23 protein-coding genes, 2 tRNA genes and 1 pseudogene are annotated in these 20,048 nt (G+C 34.2%); 19 read left to right on the plus strand and 7 right to left on the minus strand.

The window, feature by feature from the left end:
- Positions 1-58: 58 nt before the first annotated feature.
- The 5 genes from RRF69_RS01820 to RRF69_RS01840 all read right to left on the minus strand — a co-directional run bounded on the left by RRF69_RS01820 (position 59) and on the right by RRF69_RS01840 (position 5,109).
- A complete protein-coding gene (locus RRF69_RS01820) occupies positions 59-979 on the minus strand; it encodes a DMT family transporter (protein WP_316940296.1) in 921 nt (306 codons plus the stop codon).
- Positions 966-2,048, minus strand: coding sequence for an LptF/LptG family permease (locus tag RRF69_RS01825; protein ID WP_316940297.1), 1,083 nt, complete (start codon positions 2,046-2,048; stop codon positions 966-968). Before RRF69_RS01825 ends, RRF69_RS01820 begins: the two co-directional genes overlap by 14 nt.
- A gap of 57 nt (positions 2,049-2,105) precedes the next feature.
- Positions 2,106-3,236 carry a tRNA guanosine(34) transglycosylase Tgt gene (tgt, locus tag RRF69_RS01830; protein ID WP_316940298.1) on the minus strand — a complete coding sequence of 377 codons (1,131 nt, stop codon included), beginning with the start codon at positions 3,234-3,236 and terminating at the stop codon, positions 2,106-2,108.
- 187 nt (positions 3,237-3,423) lie between these two features.
- On the minus strand, positions 3,424-4,257 hold the full coding sequence (gene rluF / locus RRF69_RS01835) for a 23S rRNA pseudouridine(2604) synthase RluF (protein ID WP_410479473.1): 834 nt from the start codon (positions 4,255-4,257) through the stop codon (positions 3,424-3,426).
- Between the two features lie 249 nt (positions 4,258-4,506).
- On the minus strand, positions 4,507-5,109 hold the full coding sequence (locus RRF69_RS01840) for an alpha-ketoglutarate-dependent dioxygenase AlkB family protein (protein ID WP_316940300.1): 603 nt from the start codon (positions 5,107-5,109) through the stop codon (positions 4,507-4,509).
- A 65-nt stretch (positions 5,110-5,174) separates the two neighbouring features.
- Between RRF69_RS01840 and RRF69_RS01845 the strand changes: the two genes are divergently transcribed.
- Positions 5,175-5,942: a LexA family transcriptional regulator gene (locus tag RRF69_RS01845; protein WP_316940301.1), complete on the plus strand. Its 768-nt coding sequence runs from the start codon at positions 5,175-5,177 to the stop codon at positions 5,940-5,942.
- Positions 5,943-6,021: 79 nt separating this feature from the next.
- Here RRF69_RS01845 and RRF69_RS01850 read toward each other — a convergent pair.
- Positions 6,022-6,106: transfer RNA gene (locus tag RRF69_RS01850), tRNA-Ser, on the minus strand.
- Between the two features lie 242 nt (positions 6,107-6,348).
- On the opposite strand from RRF69_RS01850, the gene aroC reads away from it, so the two are divergent.
- On the plus strand, positions 6,349-7,416 hold the full coding sequence (gene aroC / locus RRF69_RS01855; protein WP_316940302.1) for a chorismate synthase: 1,068 nt from the start codon (positions 6,349-6,351) through the stop codon (positions 7,414-7,416).
- Between the two features lie 77 nt (positions 7,417-7,493).
- Here aroC and trxB read toward each other — a convergent pair.
- Positions 7,494-8,440, minus strand: a pseudogene (trxB, locus tag RRF69_RS01860) (thioredoxin-disulfide reductase).
- A 186-nt stretch (positions 8,441-8,626) separates the two neighbouring features.
- On the opposite strand from trxB, the gene RRF69_RS01865 reads away from it, so the two are divergent.
- The 17 genes from RRF69_RS01865 to RRF69_RS01945 all read left to right on the plus strand — a co-directional run bounded on the left by RRF69_RS01865 (position 8,627) and on the right by RRF69_RS01945 (position 20,048).
- A tRNA-Pro gene (locus RRF69_RS01865) sits at positions 8,627-8,701 on the plus strand.
- 47 nt (positions 8,702-8,748) lie between these two features.
- The gene (locus tag RRF69_RS01870; protein WP_316940303.1) at positions 8,749-8,994 is read left to right on the plus strand and encodes a GIY-YIG nuclease family protein; all 246 of its coding nucleotides are present in this window, start codon (positions 8,749-8,751) and stop codon (positions 8,992-8,994) included.
- A gap of 85 nt (positions 8,995-9,079) precedes the next feature.
- Positions 9,080-9,292 (plus strand): GIY-YIG nuclease family protein, encoded by a 213-nt coding sequence (locus RRF69_RS01875; protein ID WP_316940304.1) that lies wholly within the window; start codon positions 9,080-9,082, stop codon positions 9,290-9,292.
- Positions 9,293-9,495: 203 nt separating this feature from the next.
- Positions 9,496-10,152 carry a TetR family transcriptional regulator C-terminal domain-containing protein gene (locus RRF69_RS01880; protein WP_316940305.1) on the plus strand — a complete coding sequence of 219 codons (657 nt, stop codon included), beginning with the start codon at positions 9,496-9,498 and terminating at the stop codon, positions 10,150-10,152.
- 4 nt (positions 10,153-10,156) lie between these two features.
- On the plus strand, positions 10,157-11,467 hold the full coding sequence (locus tag RRF69_RS01885; RefSeq protein WP_316940306.1) for an AarF/ABC1/UbiB kinase family protein: 1,311 nt from the start codon (positions 10,157-10,159) through the stop codon (positions 11,465-11,467).
- Positions 11,467-12,084 (plus strand): flavin reductase family protein, encoded by a 618-nt coding sequence (locus RRF69_RS01890; RefSeq protein WP_316940307.1) that lies wholly within the window; start codon positions 11,467-11,469, stop codon positions 12,082-12,084. The genes RRF69_RS01885 and RRF69_RS01890 overlap by 1 nt, the downstream gene beginning before the upstream one ends.
- Positions 12,085-12,167: 83 nt before the next feature.
- Positions 12,168-13,592, plus strand: coding sequence for an SDR family oxidoreductase (locus RRF69_RS01895; RefSeq protein ID WP_316940308.1), 1,425 nt, complete (start codon positions 12,168-12,170; stop codon positions 13,590-13,592).
- A gap of 3 nt (positions 13,593-13,595) precedes the next feature.
- Complete coding sequence (locus RRF69_RS01900) at positions 13,596-13,736, plus strand: DUF2256 domain-containing protein (protein WP_316940310.1); 141 nt, start codon at positions 13,596-13,598, stop codon at positions 13,734-13,736.
- Complete coding sequence (locus RRF69_RS01905) at positions 13,706-15,016, plus strand: DASH family cryptochrome (RefSeq protein WP_316940311.1); 1,311 nt, start codon at positions 13,706-13,708, stop codon at positions 15,014-15,016. The genes RRF69_RS01900 and RRF69_RS01905 overlap by 31 nt, the downstream gene beginning before the upstream one ends.
- Positions 15,017-15,019: 3 nt before the next feature.
- Complete coding sequence (locus tag RRF69_RS01910) at positions 15,020-16,552, plus strand: cryptochrome/photolyase family protein (protein ID WP_316940312.1); 1,533 nt, start codon at positions 15,020-15,022, stop codon at positions 16,550-16,552.
- Positions 16,542-17,312 carry a deoxyribodipyrimidine photo-lyase gene (locus RRF69_RS01915; RefSeq protein WP_316940313.1) on the plus strand — a complete coding sequence of 257 codons (771 nt, stop codon included), beginning with the start codon at positions 16,542-16,544 and terminating at the stop codon, positions 17,310-17,312. Before RRF69_RS01910 ends, RRF69_RS01915 begins: the two co-directional genes overlap by 11 nt.
- Complete coding sequence (locus RRF69_RS01920) at positions 17,309-18,037, plus strand: FAD-binding domain-containing protein (RefSeq protein ID WP_316940314.1); 729 nt, start codon at positions 17,309-17,311, stop codon at positions 18,035-18,037. Before RRF69_RS01915 ends, RRF69_RS01920 begins: the two co-directional genes overlap by 4 nt.
- Before the next feature lie 87 nt (positions 18,038-18,124).
- Positions 18,125-18,550 carry a hypothetical protein gene (locus tag RRF69_RS01925; RefSeq protein ID WP_316940316.1) on the plus strand — a complete coding sequence of 142 codons (426 nt, stop codon included), beginning with the start codon at positions 18,125-18,127 and terminating at the stop codon, positions 18,548-18,550.
- Positions 18,547-18,822: a TIGR03643 family protein gene (locus tag RRF69_RS01930; RefSeq protein ID WP_316940317.1), complete on the plus strand. Its 276-nt coding sequence runs from the start codon at positions 18,547-18,549 to the stop codon at positions 18,820-18,822. The genes RRF69_RS01925 and RRF69_RS01930 overlap by 4 nt, the downstream gene beginning before the upstream one ends.
- 14 nt (positions 18,823-18,836) lie before the next feature.
- Positions 18,837-19,529, plus strand: a complete 693-nt coding sequence (folE, locus tag RRF69_RS01935) for a GTP cyclohydrolase I FolE (RefSeq protein WP_316940318.1) — start codon at positions 18,837-18,839, stop codon at positions 19,527-19,529.
- A gap of 3 nt (positions 19,530-19,532) precedes the next feature.
- Entirely contained in the window at positions 19,533-19,757 is a 225-nt protein-coding gene (locus RRF69_RS01940) for a hypothetical protein (protein WP_316940319.1), read from the plus strand.
- A gap of 75 nt (positions 19,758-19,832) precedes the next feature.
- Positions 19,833-20,048 (plus strand): hypothetical protein, encoded by a 216-nt coding sequence (locus RRF69_RS01945; protein WP_316940320.1) that lies wholly within the window; start codon positions 19,833-19,835, stop codon positions 20,046-20,048.

Here is a 20,048-nt window from a genome sequence, read left to right on the forward strand (position 1 = left end):
CTAGTTTGTTTGTAGCAGCAAACATACTATAAAATTTGCTTTTTACTGTACTATCGTTTCAATTTTTGCTAACAGTTTTACGTGAGAACTTCTTTTTAAAAGAAGCACTATTTTTTAAAATTCCATTTAACAAAACTACAAAAAACACAATAAAAGCTCCATAATAAAATTCTGAATTCATTTTTTCTTGATCCCCAAAAATCAATAACGCCAGTATAATTGCATAAATAGGTTCGAGATTGATTGCCAACATCACCGAATACGGCGAGATAAAGCGCATCACTTTTACAGAAACGATAAATGCATAGGCGGTACAAACACTGCTTAACACAAACAAATACATCCAATCTAATTTTGGAATTTGAAAAAATTCAATAGTAAAACTCCCTAAGAAAAATAGATACACCGTCACAAAGAGGACTCCAGACGTCAATTGATAAAAAGAAATTACATCTGCTTCATACTCTTTGACATATAGACCATTTAAAACCGCAAACAAAGCTCCTAAAAAAGAGGCGATGGAAGCATAGAAAATACCGGTTTGATAGCGAGCTACTTCAAAATTATCGAAAATAATATAGAGCCCAAAAACAACAATCAAACCTAAAACGATTTCCAAGGGTCTAATTTTTCTTTTAAAGAATAAAGGTTCTATCAATGCCGTAAAAAAAGCACCCGTCCCCATAGTAACTAGAGCAACTGAAACATTAGAAATTTTAATTGCCTTAAAAAAGAAAATCCAGTGGAGCGCAATGAGGATGCCTGTCAAAAAAAATTTTATCAACCCTTTGGTATCTACCTTAAATGATTTGTGATTCCAAACAAAATACAGCGCAATAAAGAGTACTGCTAGCCCCATACGAAACCAAACCAACGCTACAGACTCAAGAGTGATTAAGGCTCCCAAAATAGCCGTAAATCCCCAGATAAAGACCACTAAATGTAGTAAGAGGTGGTTTTTTAATTTACTTTTTAGCATGGTAGTAGAGATAAATGGCCAAGCAGCCAAAAATGATGTTTGGCAACCAAACATATAATAGCGAATTTACACCCGCAACGGCACCCAATACCTCTGCAATTTTCATTAAAAAAACATAGATAAACATAATCGCAATTCCAATCGCCAAATTCAATCCTGTTCCACCTCTCTTCTTTCGAAAGGCCAAGGCAACCGCAATAATTGTTAAAATATAGGACGCAATGGGCATGCTTGTTCTTTTGTAATACTCGACATAATACGCATTCAGATTCTTAATTCCTCTTTTCTTTGAAAGGTTGATAAAAGCACCCAACTCGTTGGAAGGCATTTCCTGAGACAATGCAGACTTATAAACCAAATCTTTTGGAGTAAATGCAAAAACAGTATCCAATCGATTTCCTTGTGAAATACTATCTTTGTTTGGAAATAACCTTCTTAATTTCCAAGTTGAAAGTGAAAACGTACTGTCTACGGCTTTCCATGTAATAGTGTTTGCAACGAGCTTTGATTTTAAAATAAGCCCGTCATACAATTCTGTTGAAAAATTAAATCCTGAATTGGATTGTGTGTCAAAATTTTGAATAAAAATATAAGTACTATCAGTAAGCTGTAAACTAAAGTTTTTTACATATTTGTCTTGGTAGTTCTGCTGTTTCAAATAATTGTTTTCAAACTTTTTCCGTTCTTTACTGCTATTGGGAACCACAAAATGATTCATCAATAAGGCCATTAAAGTGACCAAGGTAGCTCCAACAAAATAAGGATATAAAAATCTTGTAAAAGAAATTTTCGCATTATTGATGGCGATGATCTCGGTGTTATTGGACAGTTTTGAAGTAAATAAAATAACGGCAATAAACAGGGCCAATGGCATAAATGTATTGGCATAATAGATCGTGAAATGACTGTAATACTCTGTAACTACCTGATAAAAAGAGAGGTTATGATTTAAAAACTTGTCTATCTTTTCTGAAATATCTATTGCAATAGCGATAGGGATCAAAATAAGTAAGGTAAATAAGAATGTTACCAAATATCGTTTTAATATGTACCAATCTAATATTTTCAAAATATCTTAAATCTTATTAATTATTGCTCTTGAACCGATGATAGTACTGAGTAACACCTATAACCGTTTGTCCATTTGCACAACCATTTTATCTTTCCATTCTCTAAAATCACCTGCAAGAATATGTTTTCTAGCTTCTCTTGTCAACCAAACATAAAAACCAAGATTATGAATCGAAGCAATTTGTTTTCCCAACATTTCTTTAGCTGCAAACAAATGGCGCAAATAGGCTTTCGAATACATGGTATCTACCCAAGTAATCCCCATGTCATCAATGGGAGAAAAATCTTCTGCCCATTTTTTGTTTTTGATATTAATGCTTCCATGTGCGGTAAATAACATCCCGTTTCTCGCATTTCTGGTAGGCATTACACAATCGAACATATCAATTCCTAATGCTATATTTTCTAAAATATTAATGGGTGTTCCCACTCCCATTAAATAGCGAGGTTTGTCTTCTGGAAGAATTTCTGTTACAACTTCTGTCATCGCATACATCTCTTCCGCGGGTTCTCCTACGGAAAGACCTCCAATTGCATTCCCCTGTGCTCCTGCATTGGCAATGTACTCGGCAGATTGTCTTCTTAGATCTTTATAGGTACTCCCCTGCACTATTGGAAAAAAAGTTTGCTCATATCCATATTTAAAAGGTAAGGTTTCTAGATGATTGATGCAACGATCCAACCATCTGTGAGTCATGTGCATCGAACGTTTTGCATACCCATAATCACAAGGATATGGAGTACATTCATCAAAAGCCATGATGATATCAGCTCCAATAGATCGCTGAATTTCCATAACATTTTCGGGTGAAAAAAAGTGCATTGAGCCATCGATATGACTTTTAAAATTAACGCCCTGTTCGTTAATTTTTCTTCTTCCAGACAAAGAATAAACTTGATATCCACCAGAGTCGGTTAAGATATTTCGATCCCAGTTCATAAACTTGTGTAGACCTCCCGCTTTTTCTAGAATATCAATCCCAGGACGTAAATACAAATGATAGGTATTTCCTAAAATAATATCTGGATTGATCTCGTTTTTAAGTTCTGTTTGGTGCACTCCTTTTACCGTTCCAACCGTTCCTACAGGCATAAAAATCGGAGTTTCTATCTCACCATGATCTGTCGTAATAACTCCTGCCCTTGCCTTGCTTTTAGGGTCTGTAACTTTTAAATCGAATTTCACACTTTTAAATTTTGTTGCTTCTGCAATGACTAAAGATCACAGCATCAAGAACATCGTTACATACGTAGTTCTCTTTGTATTGTTTTAATTTATTTTTATGAAAAAATAAATTGTTATTTCGGTTCCTTGCGGCAAAGATACCATTATTTAAGATTTGATAAATGAAAAGATCCCGAAAGATAAAAGCTTAAAATCTACGTTTCTTTTTAGAAGAAAAACCAGTAGCATTCTTCGTTTTGGAAGAAGATTTTCGAAATGAAGCACTTTTCTTATTAAAATCATTTTTTAAAGGTGCCGTTTTCTTTTTTGAAATTGTTTTTTTGGTTTTTTGATTCACAGAAGAAGCTTCTTCTGTTTTTGATGAAGTAGCAATCATTGCATTGATCTCACTCATTTCCTCATCGGTAAGTTCTCGCCAATCTCCAGTTTGCAAATAACCCAACTCCACATTCATAATTCGAGTACGTTTCAATTTAGTCACTTCGTAATCGAGGTACTCACACATCCGTCGTATTTGTCGATTGAGGCCTTGGGTCAAAATGATTTTAAAAATTTTATCACTCACTTTTTCTATCAAACACTTTTTAGTCACTGTTCCCAAAATAGGGATTCCATTCCCAATTTTTTGGATAAAGTCTTCCGTAATCGTTTTATTTACAGAAACAAAATATTCTTTTTCATGATTGTTTCCAGCACGCAAAATCTTATTGACGATATCTCCATCATTTGTTAAAAAAATCAAGCCTTCTGAAGGTTTGTCTAAGCGTCCAATTGGAAATAATCGTTCTGGATAATTGATGTATTGAATGATATTATCTGGCTCTCTTTCATCGGTAGTTGAAACAATTCCGACAGGTTTATTCAGTGCAATGTAAAGAGTCGCATTTACAGGAACAACTAGTCGCCCGTCTAATTTTACAACATCTTTTTTGCCCACTCTGTTGCCCAACTGTGTAGCTTTACCATTAATCGTAACTCTCCCTTCGCTAATATACTTTTCAGCCTCTCTTCTAGAACACATTCCTGAAGAGCTGATATATTTATTTAAATTAGTCGTTGTTTGTTTCTTTGAATCCAAATGATAAATTTTATGCAAAAATATAGAAACTTATAACATAAAGTCAGGATTTTTAAGTCTTAAATACAGGGGAGCTGATATCCCAGTATGTGTGAATAATTTATTCCCTAAGACACAACCTCCAGAAAACTTCAAAAGTTTGGCGCTCTCAAAAATTCTTAAAGATAAAAATTGACCAAGAGGAGGTTCTGACTACAATTCGATGGTTCTAAAAGTCAAATTGATCCGGGGTGAATTCACTTTTTTGGTTGGAGGCAATCGATGCAACCAATGAGTTTGTGTAGTATCTTTCATCACCAATAAACTTCCATTTTCTAAAAAAATAGATACATTTTGTTTGGTTTCCTTGTGTTTGAAAGAGAATTTACGAGTCGCCCCTATAGTTACAGAAGCAATTGCTCCATTTTTTTTAAGCATTTTTTCACCATCAGAATGCCACCCCATTCCTTCTTCGCCAGTATGGTAGAGATTTAACAAACACGAATTATAAGTCTCCTTACTTTCCTTTTCTATAATTCTTTTTAGATCGAGTAATTCTTTGGTAAATAGGTGTGCCTTTTTGGTGACATTAGAATAGGTATACGAAAACTCCGACTCACCATACCAAGCTACTTTCCTTTTGGTAATGATCTTCTTCCCAAAAAGAATTGCCTCATCATTTTTCCAAGAAATGGTTTTCAGAAAAGCATCATAAAAAAAAGTACATTGTGCAGTAGTTAAAACTGCACCATGATAATTGGCTGTACCATCAAAGGGTAAAATATTGTCTATAAATGCGCTATTGAATAAATCCATAAGAATTTCAAAAATAGTAAATAAAACTACAAAAAATAGTTTTTGAATCCTATATTTGTAGTATTATGAATCAACTATCAAAAAACATTCGTCATTTAAGAAAACTAAGAAAGTTAACTCAGGAAGAATTCTCTAAGGAATTAAAGATGACTAAATCTAGAATTGGTTCATATGAAGAAGGGCGTTCTGAACCTTCTATAGAAACCTTAGTCGAACTTTCAACATATTTTAAACTGCCTGTAGACGTTCTAATCAAAAACGATTTGACAGCTGCTACGGCGGATTCTTTTCTAGAAATTGGAAATCAACGAATTTTATTTCCAATTATGGTCGAAGCCGATGATGACAATTTAATCGAAGTGATCCCTGAAAAAGCTTCTGCAGGATACTTATTGGGATATAATGACCCTGAATACATTGAGCAGTTGCAAAAAATCAAATTGCCTTTTTTACCGACAGGAAAGCACAGAGCCTTTCCCATAAAAGGAGATTCGATGTTACCAATGAAAGACGGTGCCTATGTCGTTGCAAAATTTGTAGACGATTTTAATAATATTAAAAACGGTAGTTCTTATGTGGTCGTGACTGCAAATGATGGCATGACCTACAAACGTGTCTATAATAAAGTGGAAGAAAGGGGCGCCTTACTACTATCTCCCGACAATAGTTCCTATCAATCCTATCATGTTCCTATTAGTGAGGTTTTAGAGTTATGGGAATTTACCTGTAGCATCAATACCCAAGAATATGACGAACGCGATTTAAAATTGAGTAGTATCATCAAAATGTTTACCGATTTGAAAGTAGAATTGGAAACCTTTGTACGAAATTGACTTGTTCGTTCTTTTACCCCAATAATTAGTAAAAAATAAAATCCCTTATAATCAAAAGATCGTAAGGGATTTTTTTATGCGGAGAAAGAGGGATTCGAACCCCCGGACCTGTTACAGTCAACAGTTTTCAAGACTGCCGCATTCGACCGCTCTGCCATTTCTCCAGAAGTCTCATCAGGTATTCCCTGAATGCGGATGCAAAGATAGAAAGTTTTTTAATTTGTAGAAATAAAACAGTCATTAATTTTAATCTTTTTTGAATATCGTAAAATGAGCTTTCTATTTTACTAACAGTCAAACCTTTTGAGTTCATTTCTCCTCTAGCTAGTCGCAAGAAAGTATAAAAAAATAGGAAGGATGCTGCTTTCTTTAGTATCTTTACGGCTTATTTTATAAAAAACACACTATGTCTTTCAATTCATTTGGAAACCTTTTAAAGCTAACAACCTATGGGGAATCTCATGGAGTAGCAATTGGTGGAGTTATTGACGGCTTTCCTGCTGGTTTAGAGGTAGATTTTGAAGCAATTCAAGAGGAACTAAACCGAAGAAAACCAGGTCAATCAAAAATAGTTACCCAACGAAAAGAGCCCGATACTGTTGAATTTTTATCTGGAATTTTTGAAGGAAAAACAACCGGAACTTCTATTGGTTTTCTCATTAAAAATACCAATCAAAAATCCAAAGATTACAATCACAACACCAATATATATCGCCCTTCGCATGCAGATTATACCTACGACAAGAAATTTGGAGAACGCGATTATAGAGGTGGCGGAAGAAGTTCTGCAAGGGAAACTGCCAATTGGGTTGTAGCCGGTGCGCTTGCAAAACAATTAATGGCAAGTATATCGATCAATGCCTATACCTCTTCTGTTGGAGAGATTTTCATTGACAAACCCTATCAAGAACTGGATTTTTCCAAGACAGAAAACAATATTGTACGCTGCCCAGATGAAGAATCTGCTGAAAGAATGATTGCGAGGATTCAGGAAATCAGAAAAGCAGGAGATACAATCGGTGGAACCATCACCTGTGTAGCTCAAAACATTCCTGTAGGATTAGGCGAACCAATTTTTAACAAATTACACGCTGAATTAGGAAAAGCAATGCTTTCAATCAACGCAGTAAAAGGATTCGAATTTGGAAGTGGTTTTTGTGGTGCAAAAATGAAGGGCTCTGAGCACAATGATATTTTTAATGCTGATGGGTCTACCCAATCAAATCTTTCAGGAGGAATTCAGGGAGGAATCAGTAATGGAATGGACATTTATTTTAGAGTAGCCTTTAAACCTGTTGCAACCATTATGAGAAGTCAACAAACCATAAATTCTGAAAATGAAGTAACAGAAATTACTGGAAAAGGAAGACATGACCCTTGCGTAGTTCCCAGAGCAGTTCCAATTATTGAAGCTATGACTGCTTTGGTCTTGGCAGACTTTTACTTATTAAATAAAACAAGAACAGTGGGTTAATTCAACCATTTTTTTTAAATCTAAAAAAAGAGATTACAATGCTGTAATCTCTTTTTATTTTGATTGTGTTTTAAAAACTATTCTAAAGCTCCTAAATAGCGTTCTGCATCTAGGGCTGCCATACAACCGGTTCCTGCAGCAGTAACTGCTTGTCTGTATTCTTTATCTTGAATGTCTCCAGCAGCAAATACGCCTGGTAAATTAGTTTTGGTCGATTTTCCTTTGGTGATTAAATATCCTGTTTCGTCCATCTCTAAAACACCTTTGAATAAATCGGAATTTGGGGTATGCCCAATGGCAATAAAAACACCAGTAACCGGAATCACTATCGTTTCTTTAGTTTGATTATTGATGGTCCGCACACCTTCTACAACAGTACTACCCAATACCTCATCAATTTCTGTATTGTACAGTACCTCAATGTTTTTGGTTTTATTTACTCTGTGTTGCATTGCTTTCGAAGCCCTCATAAAATCTTTACGAACCAATATCGTTACCTTTTTACAAATATTAGACAAATAGGTTGCTTCTTCTGCTGCAGTGTCTCCAGCTCCAACAACAACAACATCTTGCCCTTTGTAGAAAAACCCATCGCAAGTAGCACAGGCAGAAACACCTCCACCAATCAAACGCTGTTCGCTCTCTATTCCCAGGTATTTTGCAGTTGCTCCTGTAGAAATGATTACCGTCTCAGCTTCAATATGCTTTGACTCATCCACAATAATTTTATGAATCCCTCCAATTTGATCACTTAAATCTACTTTGGTTACCATACCAAAACGTACTTCAGTGCCAAAACGCTCAGCTTGGTTTTTCAAATCCTCCATCATGGCAGTTCCATCTGTTCCGTTTGCATATCCAGGAAATTATCTACTTCTGTTGTGGTAGTCAGTTGTCCCCCCATTTGCATTCCAGTATACATTACAGGTTTCATATCAGCTCTAGCTGCGTAAATAGCAGCGGTATATCCAGCAGGACCAGACCCAATAATCAAGCATTTTATTTTTTCTATATTTTCAGACATTGTTTTATTCATTTAGGATGGTAAATGTATCAAATTTTACACATTGCTAAAACCAATGTTTATAAGTTTTAATAATGAAAATATCAGCATAAACAATTCCATAAATTTTAAAATATTTTTTACCTAAAAATTGTTCATTTAAGAAAAGAACGTATATTTGCCGTCCATTAATGAGCAATCATTTTACGGGGTGTAGCGTAGCCCGGTCATCGCGCCTCGTTTGGGACGAGGAGGTCGCAGGTTCGAATCCTGCCACCCCGACTAAAACCAGTAACTTTTGTTGCTGGTTTTTTTTGTAAATTAGTTTTATGTTTACTGTATATATACTATTCTCAAAACAATTAAATACGTTTTATTGTGGTTACACTGGAACATCAATAGCTAAAAGACTACAACAGCATCTTTATGATCACAAAGGATTTACCAGTAAAGCAAAAGACTGGGAAATTATCTATTCAAAAATAGAGATTAATAAAACTGATGCAATTAAGCTTGAAAAAAAAATCAAAAAACGAGGCATAAAAAGATTTTTGAACGATATCGCGTCACGCTAAAAGCGTGAAGGTCGCAGGTTCGAATCCTGCCACCCCGACTAAAACCAGTAACTTTTGTTGCTGGTTTTTTTTGTAAATTAGTTTTATGTTTACTGTATATATACTATTCTCAAAACAATTAAATACGTTTTATTGTGGTTACACTGGAACATCAATAGCTAAAAGACTACAACAGCATCTTTATGATCACAAAGGATTTACCAGTAAAGCAAAAGACTGGGAAATTATCTATTCAAAAATAGAGATTAATAAAACTGATGCAATTAAGCTTGAAAAAAAATCAAAAAACGAGGCATAAAAAGATTTTTGAACGATATCGCGTCACGCTAAAAGCGTGAAGGTCGCAGGTTCGAATCCTGCCAAGAAAACTCAAAATTTTCATATGCATCAATACCATATTGTATTGATTTCAATCAAAAAAAAGATCTGATAATTTTGTTTAACGATCACTTTTAATCATTAAACATTTTGTATCTTTACACCAATCAAAAAACAACCATTATGGCAAGAAAAAAAATCGTTAAAAAACAAGACCTCGTTTCAATGTATATGGAATTTGTTCTAGAGAACGATCATCCCCCAAAATCAATTTTTAGTTTTGCAAAAGAGAATAATTTTGAAGAAGCCAATTTTTATGAATTTTTTGGTTCTTTTGAAGCTATTGAAACTTCAGTATTTGAAACCTTTTTTGAAAACACACTTCAATTACTTTCAAAAAGTGAGGACTATCAAAATTATGATGCTAGAAACAAATTACTAAGTTTTTATTTTACATTTTTTGAACTATTGACCGCAAACAGAAGCTATGTTGTGTATGCATTCCATAAGGGAAAAAATAATTTAAAGAGTTTAAAAAGCCTGAATGGTTTCCGAAAGCACTTTAAACAATTCATCGATGAATTAGACATCGAGACTCTAGACATCCAACAAGAGCAATTAGAAAAATTTCAACATAAAACCTTACAAGAATCTGCGTGGATTCAATTGTTAGTTACAATGAAATTTTGGCTAGACGACACATCTCCTTCATTTGAAAAAACGGATATTTTTATTGAAAAATCAGTAAATACTAGCTTTGATTTGCTAGACATTAAACCCCTAAGAAGCATTCTTGACTTTGGAAAATTTTTATTCAAAGAAAAAATGATGCAAAACTAAAACAATGAAAACATTAGATTCGATCCCAACTTCCAAAATACAACGAGCTTCTAAGTTAATGACTACTGGCGCAAAAGTTGGTGTGAATTATTTGAAATACTACGGTGATAAATTGGTAACCAACGAAGTAGATGCCAAAGCTCGACTCAACGAAAACAATGCTGAAGATATATACGACGGCTTGAAACAATTGAAGGGAAGTGCATTAAAAGTTGCACAAATGCTTAGCATGGAAAAAAGTATTCTCCCAGCTGCATATGTAGAGAAATTCTCTTTGGCTCAATTTTCGGTTCCACCACTCTCTCCTCCGTTGGTGAGTAAAACTTTTAAAAAATACTTTGGTAAAAATCCCAATGAAATTTTTGATCAGTTCAATTTAACTTCTGTCAACGCAGCAAGTATTGGACAAGTTCACAAAGCTGAAAAAGACGGAAAAACATTGGCTGTAAAAATCCAATATCCTGGTGTTGCTGAAAGTGTCGCTTCTGACCTAGCTTTAGTAAAGCCTATCGCTATTAAAATGTTTAATATCAGAGGTAAAGATTCTGATAAATATTTTAAAGAAGTGGAAGATAAATTGACTGAAGAGACCAATTATATCTTAGAAATTGCACAAAGTAAAGAAATTGGTGAAAAGTGTAAACATATTCCCAACTTAAAATTTCCAGAATACTATTCTGAATACTCTTCAGATAGAATCATTACCATGGATTGGATGAAAGGAGAACACCTTTCTGAATTTACTGCACACAATTCGAATCAAGAAGCATCTAATATGTTAGGTCAGGCCTTGTGGGATTTTTATATGCATCAAATTCATAATCTTAGAAAAGTGCATGCAGACCCACATCCAGGAAACTTTTTAGTTTCTAAAAACACAGAATTGATTGCATTGGATTTTGGGTGTATGAAATCAATTCCGGAAGATTTTTATGTTCCCTACTTCGAACTGGCAAAACCAGAGAGTATTGCAGATCCAGCTATTTTTGAGGAAAAACTATTTGAATTGGAAATCTTACGAAGAGATGATTCTAAAGAAGAACTTATCTTTTTCCGTGCTATGTTTCATGAAATGTTGAGTTTATTCACCCAACCCTTTCACGAAGAAGAATTTGACTTTTCTGATGCAGAATTTTTTGGCAAAATTTCTGATTTGGGTGCCAAATATGCTAAAAGTTCCGAACTTAAAAACATGAACGGAAACAGGGGATCTAAACACTTTATTTACATCAACAGAACCTTTTTTGGATTGTATAATTTGATGCACGACCTAAAAGCAAAATCTGTAAAAATCAACAATTTTAAATCTTTGTAATGGCAATTTTTAAAAGAAAGGATATCGACGCGTTAGATAAAATTTATAAGATCAATTTGATCAACAGTTGTTCAGGGTTTAAGTCAGCAAATTTATTAGGCTCTATCTCCACTGAAGGAGTTTCAAATGTAGCAGTCTTTAGTTCTGTAATTCATTTAGGGTCCAATCCTCCAACCTTAGGATTCATCTTAAGACCCACTTCCGTTCCTAGAAATACACACAAAAACATCAAAGATCTTGGACATTTTACCATCAATCATATTTATGAAGAAATCATAGAAGATGCACATCATACCTCAGCAAAATACCCTGATAATATTTCAGAATTTGATGTTACAGAATTGGAAGAAGAATTTAAGGGCGAATTTTCTGCCCCCTTTGTAAAAAACGCTCCTGTTCAGATGAGTATGAAATTTATTGAGGAAATTTACGTACCTTCAAACGATGTGATGCTGATTGTATCACAAATTGAGGAATTGTATGTGAATGACGCGCTTCTACAAGAAGATGGATTGATCAACCTTTCAATTGGAAAGGTCGTCGCTATCAATGGTTTAGACACCTATACCATTCCCACTTTTAAAAAACAACTTTCTTATCAGAGACCCAGAAAATAGCTGTTTTGAGATAGATCCTAATACTTAAATACTCATAAGAATAACGCATAGACTATACCAGTGACCACTTAAAAAACTAGCACATGAAAATTCTCGTTACAGGAGCAACCGGATACATTGGCAAGCGATTAATTCCGCTTTTGTTAAATGATGGGCATAAGGTTGTTTGCGCTGTAAGAGACAAAGAAAGGGCAAAAAACTATTTTCGAGATCGCAAAAACATAGCGTTGGTAGAAGTAGATTTTTTAAACTCTGAAAGTTTAGAAAATATTCCAAAAGATATCGAAGCCGCTTACTACCTGATACATTCGATGTCCAATTCTGCTAAAGAATTCCATATTTTAGAAGAAAAATGCGCCTTCAATTTTAAGCGTTTTATAGAAAAAACATCAGTAGCCCAAGTTATTTATTTGAGTGGAATTACCAACGACACCAAGTTGTCTAAACATTTACTTTCTAGAAAAAATGTTGAAAAAACATTGTCTTCAAAAAACTATGCACTCACTACATTTAAGGCAGGTATCATAGTCGGCTCTGGGAGTTCTTCTTTTGAAATCATTCGCGATATCGTAGAAAAACTTCCGGTCATGATTGCTCCCAAATGGTTGAATACAAAAACTCAACCACTGGGAATTAGAGATGTATTGTCTTTTTTACACAAAGCCCTCAAAAACGAAACCCTATACAATCAATCTTTTGATGTTTTTGGCCCTGAAGTATTGACTTACAAAGAAATGCTATACCAATTTGCAGAAGTAAGAGGATTGAAACGATGGATCTGGACAGTTCCTGTCATGACTCCAAAACTATCTTCCTATTGGTTGTATTTTGTGACTTCAACATCATACAAACTTGCAAATTCATTAGTCAATTCGATGGGAGTTGAAGTGATTGGAAAAAAAAGTGAGATCAATAAAATCCTAGGAGTAACGCCTATGAGTTATCAACAGGCCGTAAAATTTGCATTTGAAAAAATAAAACAGAACAGTATTATTTCAAGCTGGAAGGACTCTTACATCAGCAGTGGAAAATTGAAAAACTACGTTCATCAATTCATCAATGTTCCTAAGCATGGATGTTTTCGTGATCTTAAAAGCAGAAAAATACTTCACAAAGAAGAATCCTTGCAGAAGATATGGGCCATTGGAGGAGAAACGGGTTGGTACTATGGAACTGCTTTGTGGAAAATTAGGGGATTTATTGACCAATTTTTTGGAGGTGCAGGTTTAAGACGAGGAAGACGACATCCAACAGAATTGAATGCAGGAGATGCTTTGGATTTTTGGAGAGTAATTTATGCTGACAAAACCAATCAAAAATTACTCCTCTATGCAGAAATGGTCTTGCCTTATGAAGCATGGCTTGAGTTTAAAATCGAAGATGGAACACTTTATCAGACTGCTACTTTCAGACCCAAAGGATTGGCAGGAAGGCTTTATTGGTATGCGGTGGCACCTTTCCATTGGTTTATTTTTAATGGAATGATTGATAAAATTGCAAAACCCTAAGCCTTGAAAAAACAACATTTGCCTCAAAAAATTTGTCTGACTTGCAAAAAACCCTATGCATGGAGAAAGAAATGGGAAAAAAATTGGGATAACGTAAAATATTGTAGTGAAAAATGCAGAAGGAACAAAAATCAACAGGACTGATCTGGTTCAAAAACAACTTACGAATTTCAGATAATATAACAATTGATCTAGCTTGTAAAAAACATGATCAAATCATCGCCATATACATCTTTGACAAGAATGTTTTTGATGAAACTATTTTTGGATTTAAAAAAATGGGGGTACATAGAGCTCAATTTCTAATCGAAACAGTTCAACAACTGAAAGAAAACTTGGCTCAAAAAAACATATCACTCCTAACCTTTGTTGGAGTTCCTGAACAAATACTTCCAAAAATTTGTAACGAATATAACATTACCGAAATATTTGCTCAAAAAGAATGGACTTCTGAGGAAGTCAACACCTACAAAAAAGTAGAACAAAAAATACAAAACGATTGTAAGATAAGCTATTCTTATGACCAATTTTTGTATCACCCAGAGGACATCAATATAGAATTTAAAGATATTCCAAGTGTTTTTTCAAACTTTAGGCGAAAAGTCGAAAAGTACATTTCTGTCAGAAAAGAAAGTACTTTTGAAAAGAGACACGAGGAAAACCTCATTGAAACCACTACAACAATTCCGGATGTAAAGGCCCTAGGATATCCTTCATTAATCCAAGACCGTAGTACATCTTTCCCCTTTACAGGAGGAGAAAATGAGGCCTTGAAAAGAATTGATTATTACTTTTTTGAATCTAAAAAAATTAGTTTCTATAAAGAAACTAGAAATGGTTTGCTAGGGGCAGACTACAGTTCAAAACTTTCTCCATGGCTTGCAAATGGCAGTATTTCTGCGAAAACAATCTATTGGAAACTAAAGGAATATGAACTTAAACATGGGGGAAATGAATCAACCTATTGGTTGATTTTTGAACTGATTTGGAGAGATTATTTTAAATACATATCCATAAAACACGGAAATGAACTATTTAAAATAGGTGGAATCTTACAAAAAAAATATGAATGGAGTTCAAATGAACTTGAAATTCAAAATTGGATTCACGGTAGAACAAATGAGCCTTTTGTGAATGCAAATATGATTGAACTAAAAGAAACCGGTTTTATGAGTAATCGAGGAAGGCAAAATGTTGCTTCCTATTTTTCGAAAGAGCTTTTGTTGGATTGGCGAATTGGAGCTGCATATTTTGAATCGATGTTGGTCGATTTTGATGTGCACTCAAATTATGGAAATTGGCTATACCTCTCTGGTGTTGGAAATGATCCTAGAGATCGAAAATTCAATATAAAAGTACAAGCAGAAAGATATGACTCAAAGCAGGAGTATCAAAATCATTGGTTAAAAAACACACACTTTTAGAGGATGAAAACAATCAGATTAATTCTTGGAGATCAATTAAATAAAAATCATTCATGGTTTCTTCAAAAAGAAGATAACGTCCTATATTGCTTGTTTGAAATGCGTCAAGAAACAGACTATGTGGTTCATCACATTCAAAAGGTAACGGGCTTCTTTGCCGCTATGAGAAATTTTGCAGAAGAACTTATTGAAGAAGGACATGCTGTAAAGTACGTGAAAATCTTAGACTTAAAAAACACGCATTCCCTTATCAAAAATTTATCACAAGAGATTGAAGAATTTAAAGCCGAAAAATTTGAATATTTACTTCCTGATGAATACCGTCTGAATGCACAATTGATAGAATTTTGCAAGACGCTAACAATACAAAATTCTGTGGTGGACACAGAACATTTTTATACTCAAAGGGATGAATTGGCCGTTTTCTTTAAAGGAAAAAAACAATTTTTGATGGAGAATTTTTATAGAAATATGAGAAAAAAACATCAATTATTAATGATCAATGATCAACCCGAAGGAGGCAAATGGAACTATGACAAAAGCAATCGAAAAAAATGGAAAGAAGACACCCTGATTCCCCCCTTCAAGAGTTTCGATAATAATGTCGAAGATATTCATACAGAAATACAAAAAGCTGGAATCAAAACAATTGGAAAAATCAATCCAAAATATTTTGAATATCCTATAAACAGATCACAAGCACTAAGCCAATTAGCATATTTTTGCGAACACCTTTTGATTCATTTTGGAGATTTTCAAGATGCAATGCACACCAATCAAATCTATTTATACCATGCGAGGATCTCCTTTGCAATGAATATCAAATTGATTTCACCTAAAGAAGTTATTGAAACTACTATCCAAACCTATCGTCAACAAAAAGAAGAAATTGAAATCTCACAAGTAGAAGGATTTGTTAGACAAATCTTGGGTTGGCGGGAATATATGAGAGGAATGTACTGGGCATTGATGCCGAATTACAAAACGCTAAATACACTCAACAATACCAACAAATTACCAGACTTCTTTTGGACAGGAGAAACCAAAATGAACTGTTTAAAAAATGCAATTAACAATTCTTTAGACAACAGCTATGCACACCACATTCAACGGTTAATGATTACGGGAAATTACGCTTTGCTAACCCAAACACATCCCGACGAAGTTGATGCTTGGTATTTGGGAATTTATGCAGATGCTGTAGAGTGGGTTCAACTTCCAAATACCAGAGGAATGAGCCAATTTGCTGATGGTGGAAAAATTGCAACAAAACCTTATGTTTCTAGCGGGAGCTATATTCATAAAATGGGAAATTATTGCGATAGCTGCTCGTATAATAAAAAAGAAAAAACAACAAAGGACGCATGTCCTTTTAACAGTCTGTATTGGAATTTTTTAGACGACAAAAAAGAAGAATTGTCTGGGAATTTCAGAATGGGTATGATGTACAATTTACTGCGGAAGATTCCAGCAGAAAAGTTATTTGAAATCAAAGAAAAAGCAGCACATATTATAGCAAATCCAAATGAGTATTAATAAAGAACCCATTCATGTTGTTTGGCTAAAACGCGATTTGCGTTTGGACGATAATGAGGCAATTACAAATGCACTCGCATCCAACAATCGCACACTTCTACTCTATGCATTTGAGGAGACATTGATACATGACCCTCATTATAGTGAACGCCACTGGGACTTTATTAAACAATCAATAGAGGATATAAACCTTCAATTACAGAAGTACAACACAAAAGTTTTTGCGGTGAATTCAGAAGTGATTCCCTGTTTGAACCAGCTGCAAAACTATTTTAGTATTGATCATATCTATTCACATCAAGAAACAGGCCTCTTAATTACCTTCAACAGAGATCGAGACGTTAATAGGTACTGTAAAAACAATTCTATAGAATGGACTGAAAACATTAACAACGGTGTTTTAAGAGGGTTACTAAATAGAGAGGATTGGTTTGAAAATTGGAATCGATATATGCACGATGAACAATTCAACTTTAAACCAAGAAAAAATCAATTCTTAACGATTGAAGAAATAGATCATATTTCAACAGATTTTAACACTACAGATTTAAAAACTTCAACTTCCCCATGGTCTTCCAAAAAGGGGGTACAACAACTGCTTGGAAGTATGCAAATTCTTTCTTTGAAGAAAGGCATAAAGAATACCTCTTTAATATTTCAAAACCAGAAAAATCAAGAACAAGTTCGAGTAGACTCTCTCCCTATATTGCTTGGGGAAACGTATCGATCAGATCGATTTTTCAAAAAGCAACATTCTTGAAATCTGATAAAGAAAATAACAAACATCTAGGGGCATTTATTTCAAGATTGCGATGGCAAGCCCATTTTATCCAGAAATTTGAAATGGAGCATACTATGGAAGAATCGAGCATTAACAAGGGATATCACAAACTCAAAAAGAGCATCTCAGAGACCTATAAAACTGCATGGGAAACAGGTATGACAGGCTTCCCTCTAGTCGATGCCAGTATGCGTTGTTTAAATGAAACCGGCTATCTAAATTTTAGAATGCGTTCAATGCTTGTTTCGTTTTTTACGCACATCCTTTGGCAGCCTTGGCAGGAGGCAACCGCTCATTTATCAAAAATGTTTCTAGATTTTGAACCCGGAATTCATTTTCCACAACTACAAATGCAAGCGGGAGAAACAGGAATTAATAGTCTTCGAATTTACAACCCGATAAAAAACAGCCTCGATCATGACGCACATGCTGTTTTTATAAAAAAATGGTGTCCAGAGCTAGCCAACTTACCGGTGTGTTTTATTCATGAACCTTACTTAATGACCGCCTTAGACATGCAGTTTAGTGATTTTGAATTAGGTATTGATTACCCAAAACCAGTCGTAGATATTAAAACAAATAGGAAAAAGGCAAGTGATATCCTATGGAATTTAAAAAAGAACCCTTTGGTACAAGAAGAAAGCTTTCGGATACTTAAAAGACACACCTTATCCAACCGAAGTAAGCTATTGCCAAACGAATGACAAAGCTGCAACACAATTTTAAAAATTTTTGTTTAATCAATATCAATTTTTGTTAAACATTTTGTATATTTGAATAGAATTTAGAAAATGATATTCAACACCACACACAAAAATTCAGAAACAGAAGCAAGCATTAATAGCTTGGTAGGCAAAGCCTATTCATTTTTTGAAGCGATTAAAAAAAAAGGGGTTGGGTCTAAAAGGATGATGATCGCTGAGGTTAGTCAAGGCTTCAAAAACGTCATGAATACCGTTTCTGACATCAACTATGCAAATATTGAAATTCGCGAAAAAGGAATTCTTGTTCATATCAATAAAGGATTGAAAAATTTTAGTTGGGCAATACCCTTCTACCAATTACACACATACAAAACCAATGGATATAGTATCTATGGGCAAGGTAATTTCGTTCGTTTTTCAAACAATAAACTCTTAAAAGAGAATAGAAAATTCATTGATAAGTTGACCGATTTAAAAATCGAGAACGACAAAAACTACGCCTTTTACGAATGATAAGTTTAGATACAATTACAATCGATAGAGTCATTGAAATGGCTTGGGAAGATAGAACAACATTCGAAGCCATCGAATATCAGTTTGGACTTAAAGAACAAGAGGTGATCCGTTTGATGAGAGACCAAATGAAATTAAAGAGTTTTAAACTTTGGAGAGAACGAGTTCAGGGGAGAAAAACAAAGCATGAAAAATTAAGATCTTTTGAAAAAGGAAGATTTAAGTGTACACGACAGAGATCCATCTCTAACAACGGAATCTCTAAAAGGTAAGAAACGAAAAAGCTATGAGTACAGAAGTATCCTTAAAAGAAAACAACCATACATTACAAAACTTTTCAATTGAAGAAGTGGGTGATGATCACTTATATACTGGTTTAAGAACCCCAATGATAACAGATGCTTTCAAGATATCTGATGAAGAAAAGAAAGAAAAAATTGCAGACTTGTTTAAAGAGATTATGAACGTAATGGGGCTTGATCTTACAGACGATTCACTAAAAGGGACTCCAAAAAGAGTTGCAAAAATGTATATTGAAGAAATATTTTCGGGATTGAATCCAGCCAATAAACCCAAAGTTGCATTGTTTAGTAATAAGTATCAGTACAATCAAATGTTGGTAGAGAAAAATATCACTTTCTACTCAAATTGTGAGCACCATTTTGTACCCATTATGGGAAAAGCACATGTGGCATATGTCTCTTCTGGAAAAGTCATTGGATTGTCGAAATTAAATCGGATTGTACAGTACTATGCAAAAAGACCACAAGTTCAGGAACGATTGACAAATCAGATTGCTGAAGAACTAAAAATCCTCCTAGAAACCGAAGACGTAGCTGTCATAATTGATGCGAAACATTTATGTGTTTCATCTAGAGGGATTAAAGACGACACTTCTTCGACAGTGACCTCCTATTTTGGAGGCGCATTTAATAGCCCCGAAAAAATTGTTGAATTACAAAATACTCTAAATTATTAACCCATGGAATTGATAGAAAAAGCACTGGAATTCGAAACAAGAAAAATGCGATTTCCAACAACCAGTGATAGAATTATGGCTGCTAGAGAAGCAAAAGAGTTAATTTTAAATTTGAATGAAATTTACAAAAAAAACAAAGATGAGAAAATCATGGAAGTCATGAAACGTCTGACTTTGATAAAACAACGAATTGAGAGAAGATTGAAAGGAAAACCCTTAACCTCATAATAAGTTCAGTTTTCTCTTGCTTTTTAAACATTTATATTTATATTCGAAAATTACATAAAATCGCATATACATACAATGACATTAACAGAAAAAGCAGTAGAATTTGAAACAAGAAAATTCTCATTCAAAACAACAAGTGACCGAATTATTGCATCTAGAGAGGTAAAAGCCTTAATACTAGAGCTTAACGAAGTTTATAAAAAAGATAAAGATCCAGAAATAATGGACCTTATGAAACGCTTAACAGTAGTCAAACAAAAAATTGAAAAGCGTTTGAAAGGAAGACCTTAA

The organism is Polaribacter sp. HL-MS24, assembly GCF_032758595.1.
In the GTDB taxonomy this organism is placed as follows: Bacteria; Bacteroidota; Bacteroidia; order Flavobacteriales; family Flavobacteriaceae; genus Polaribacter.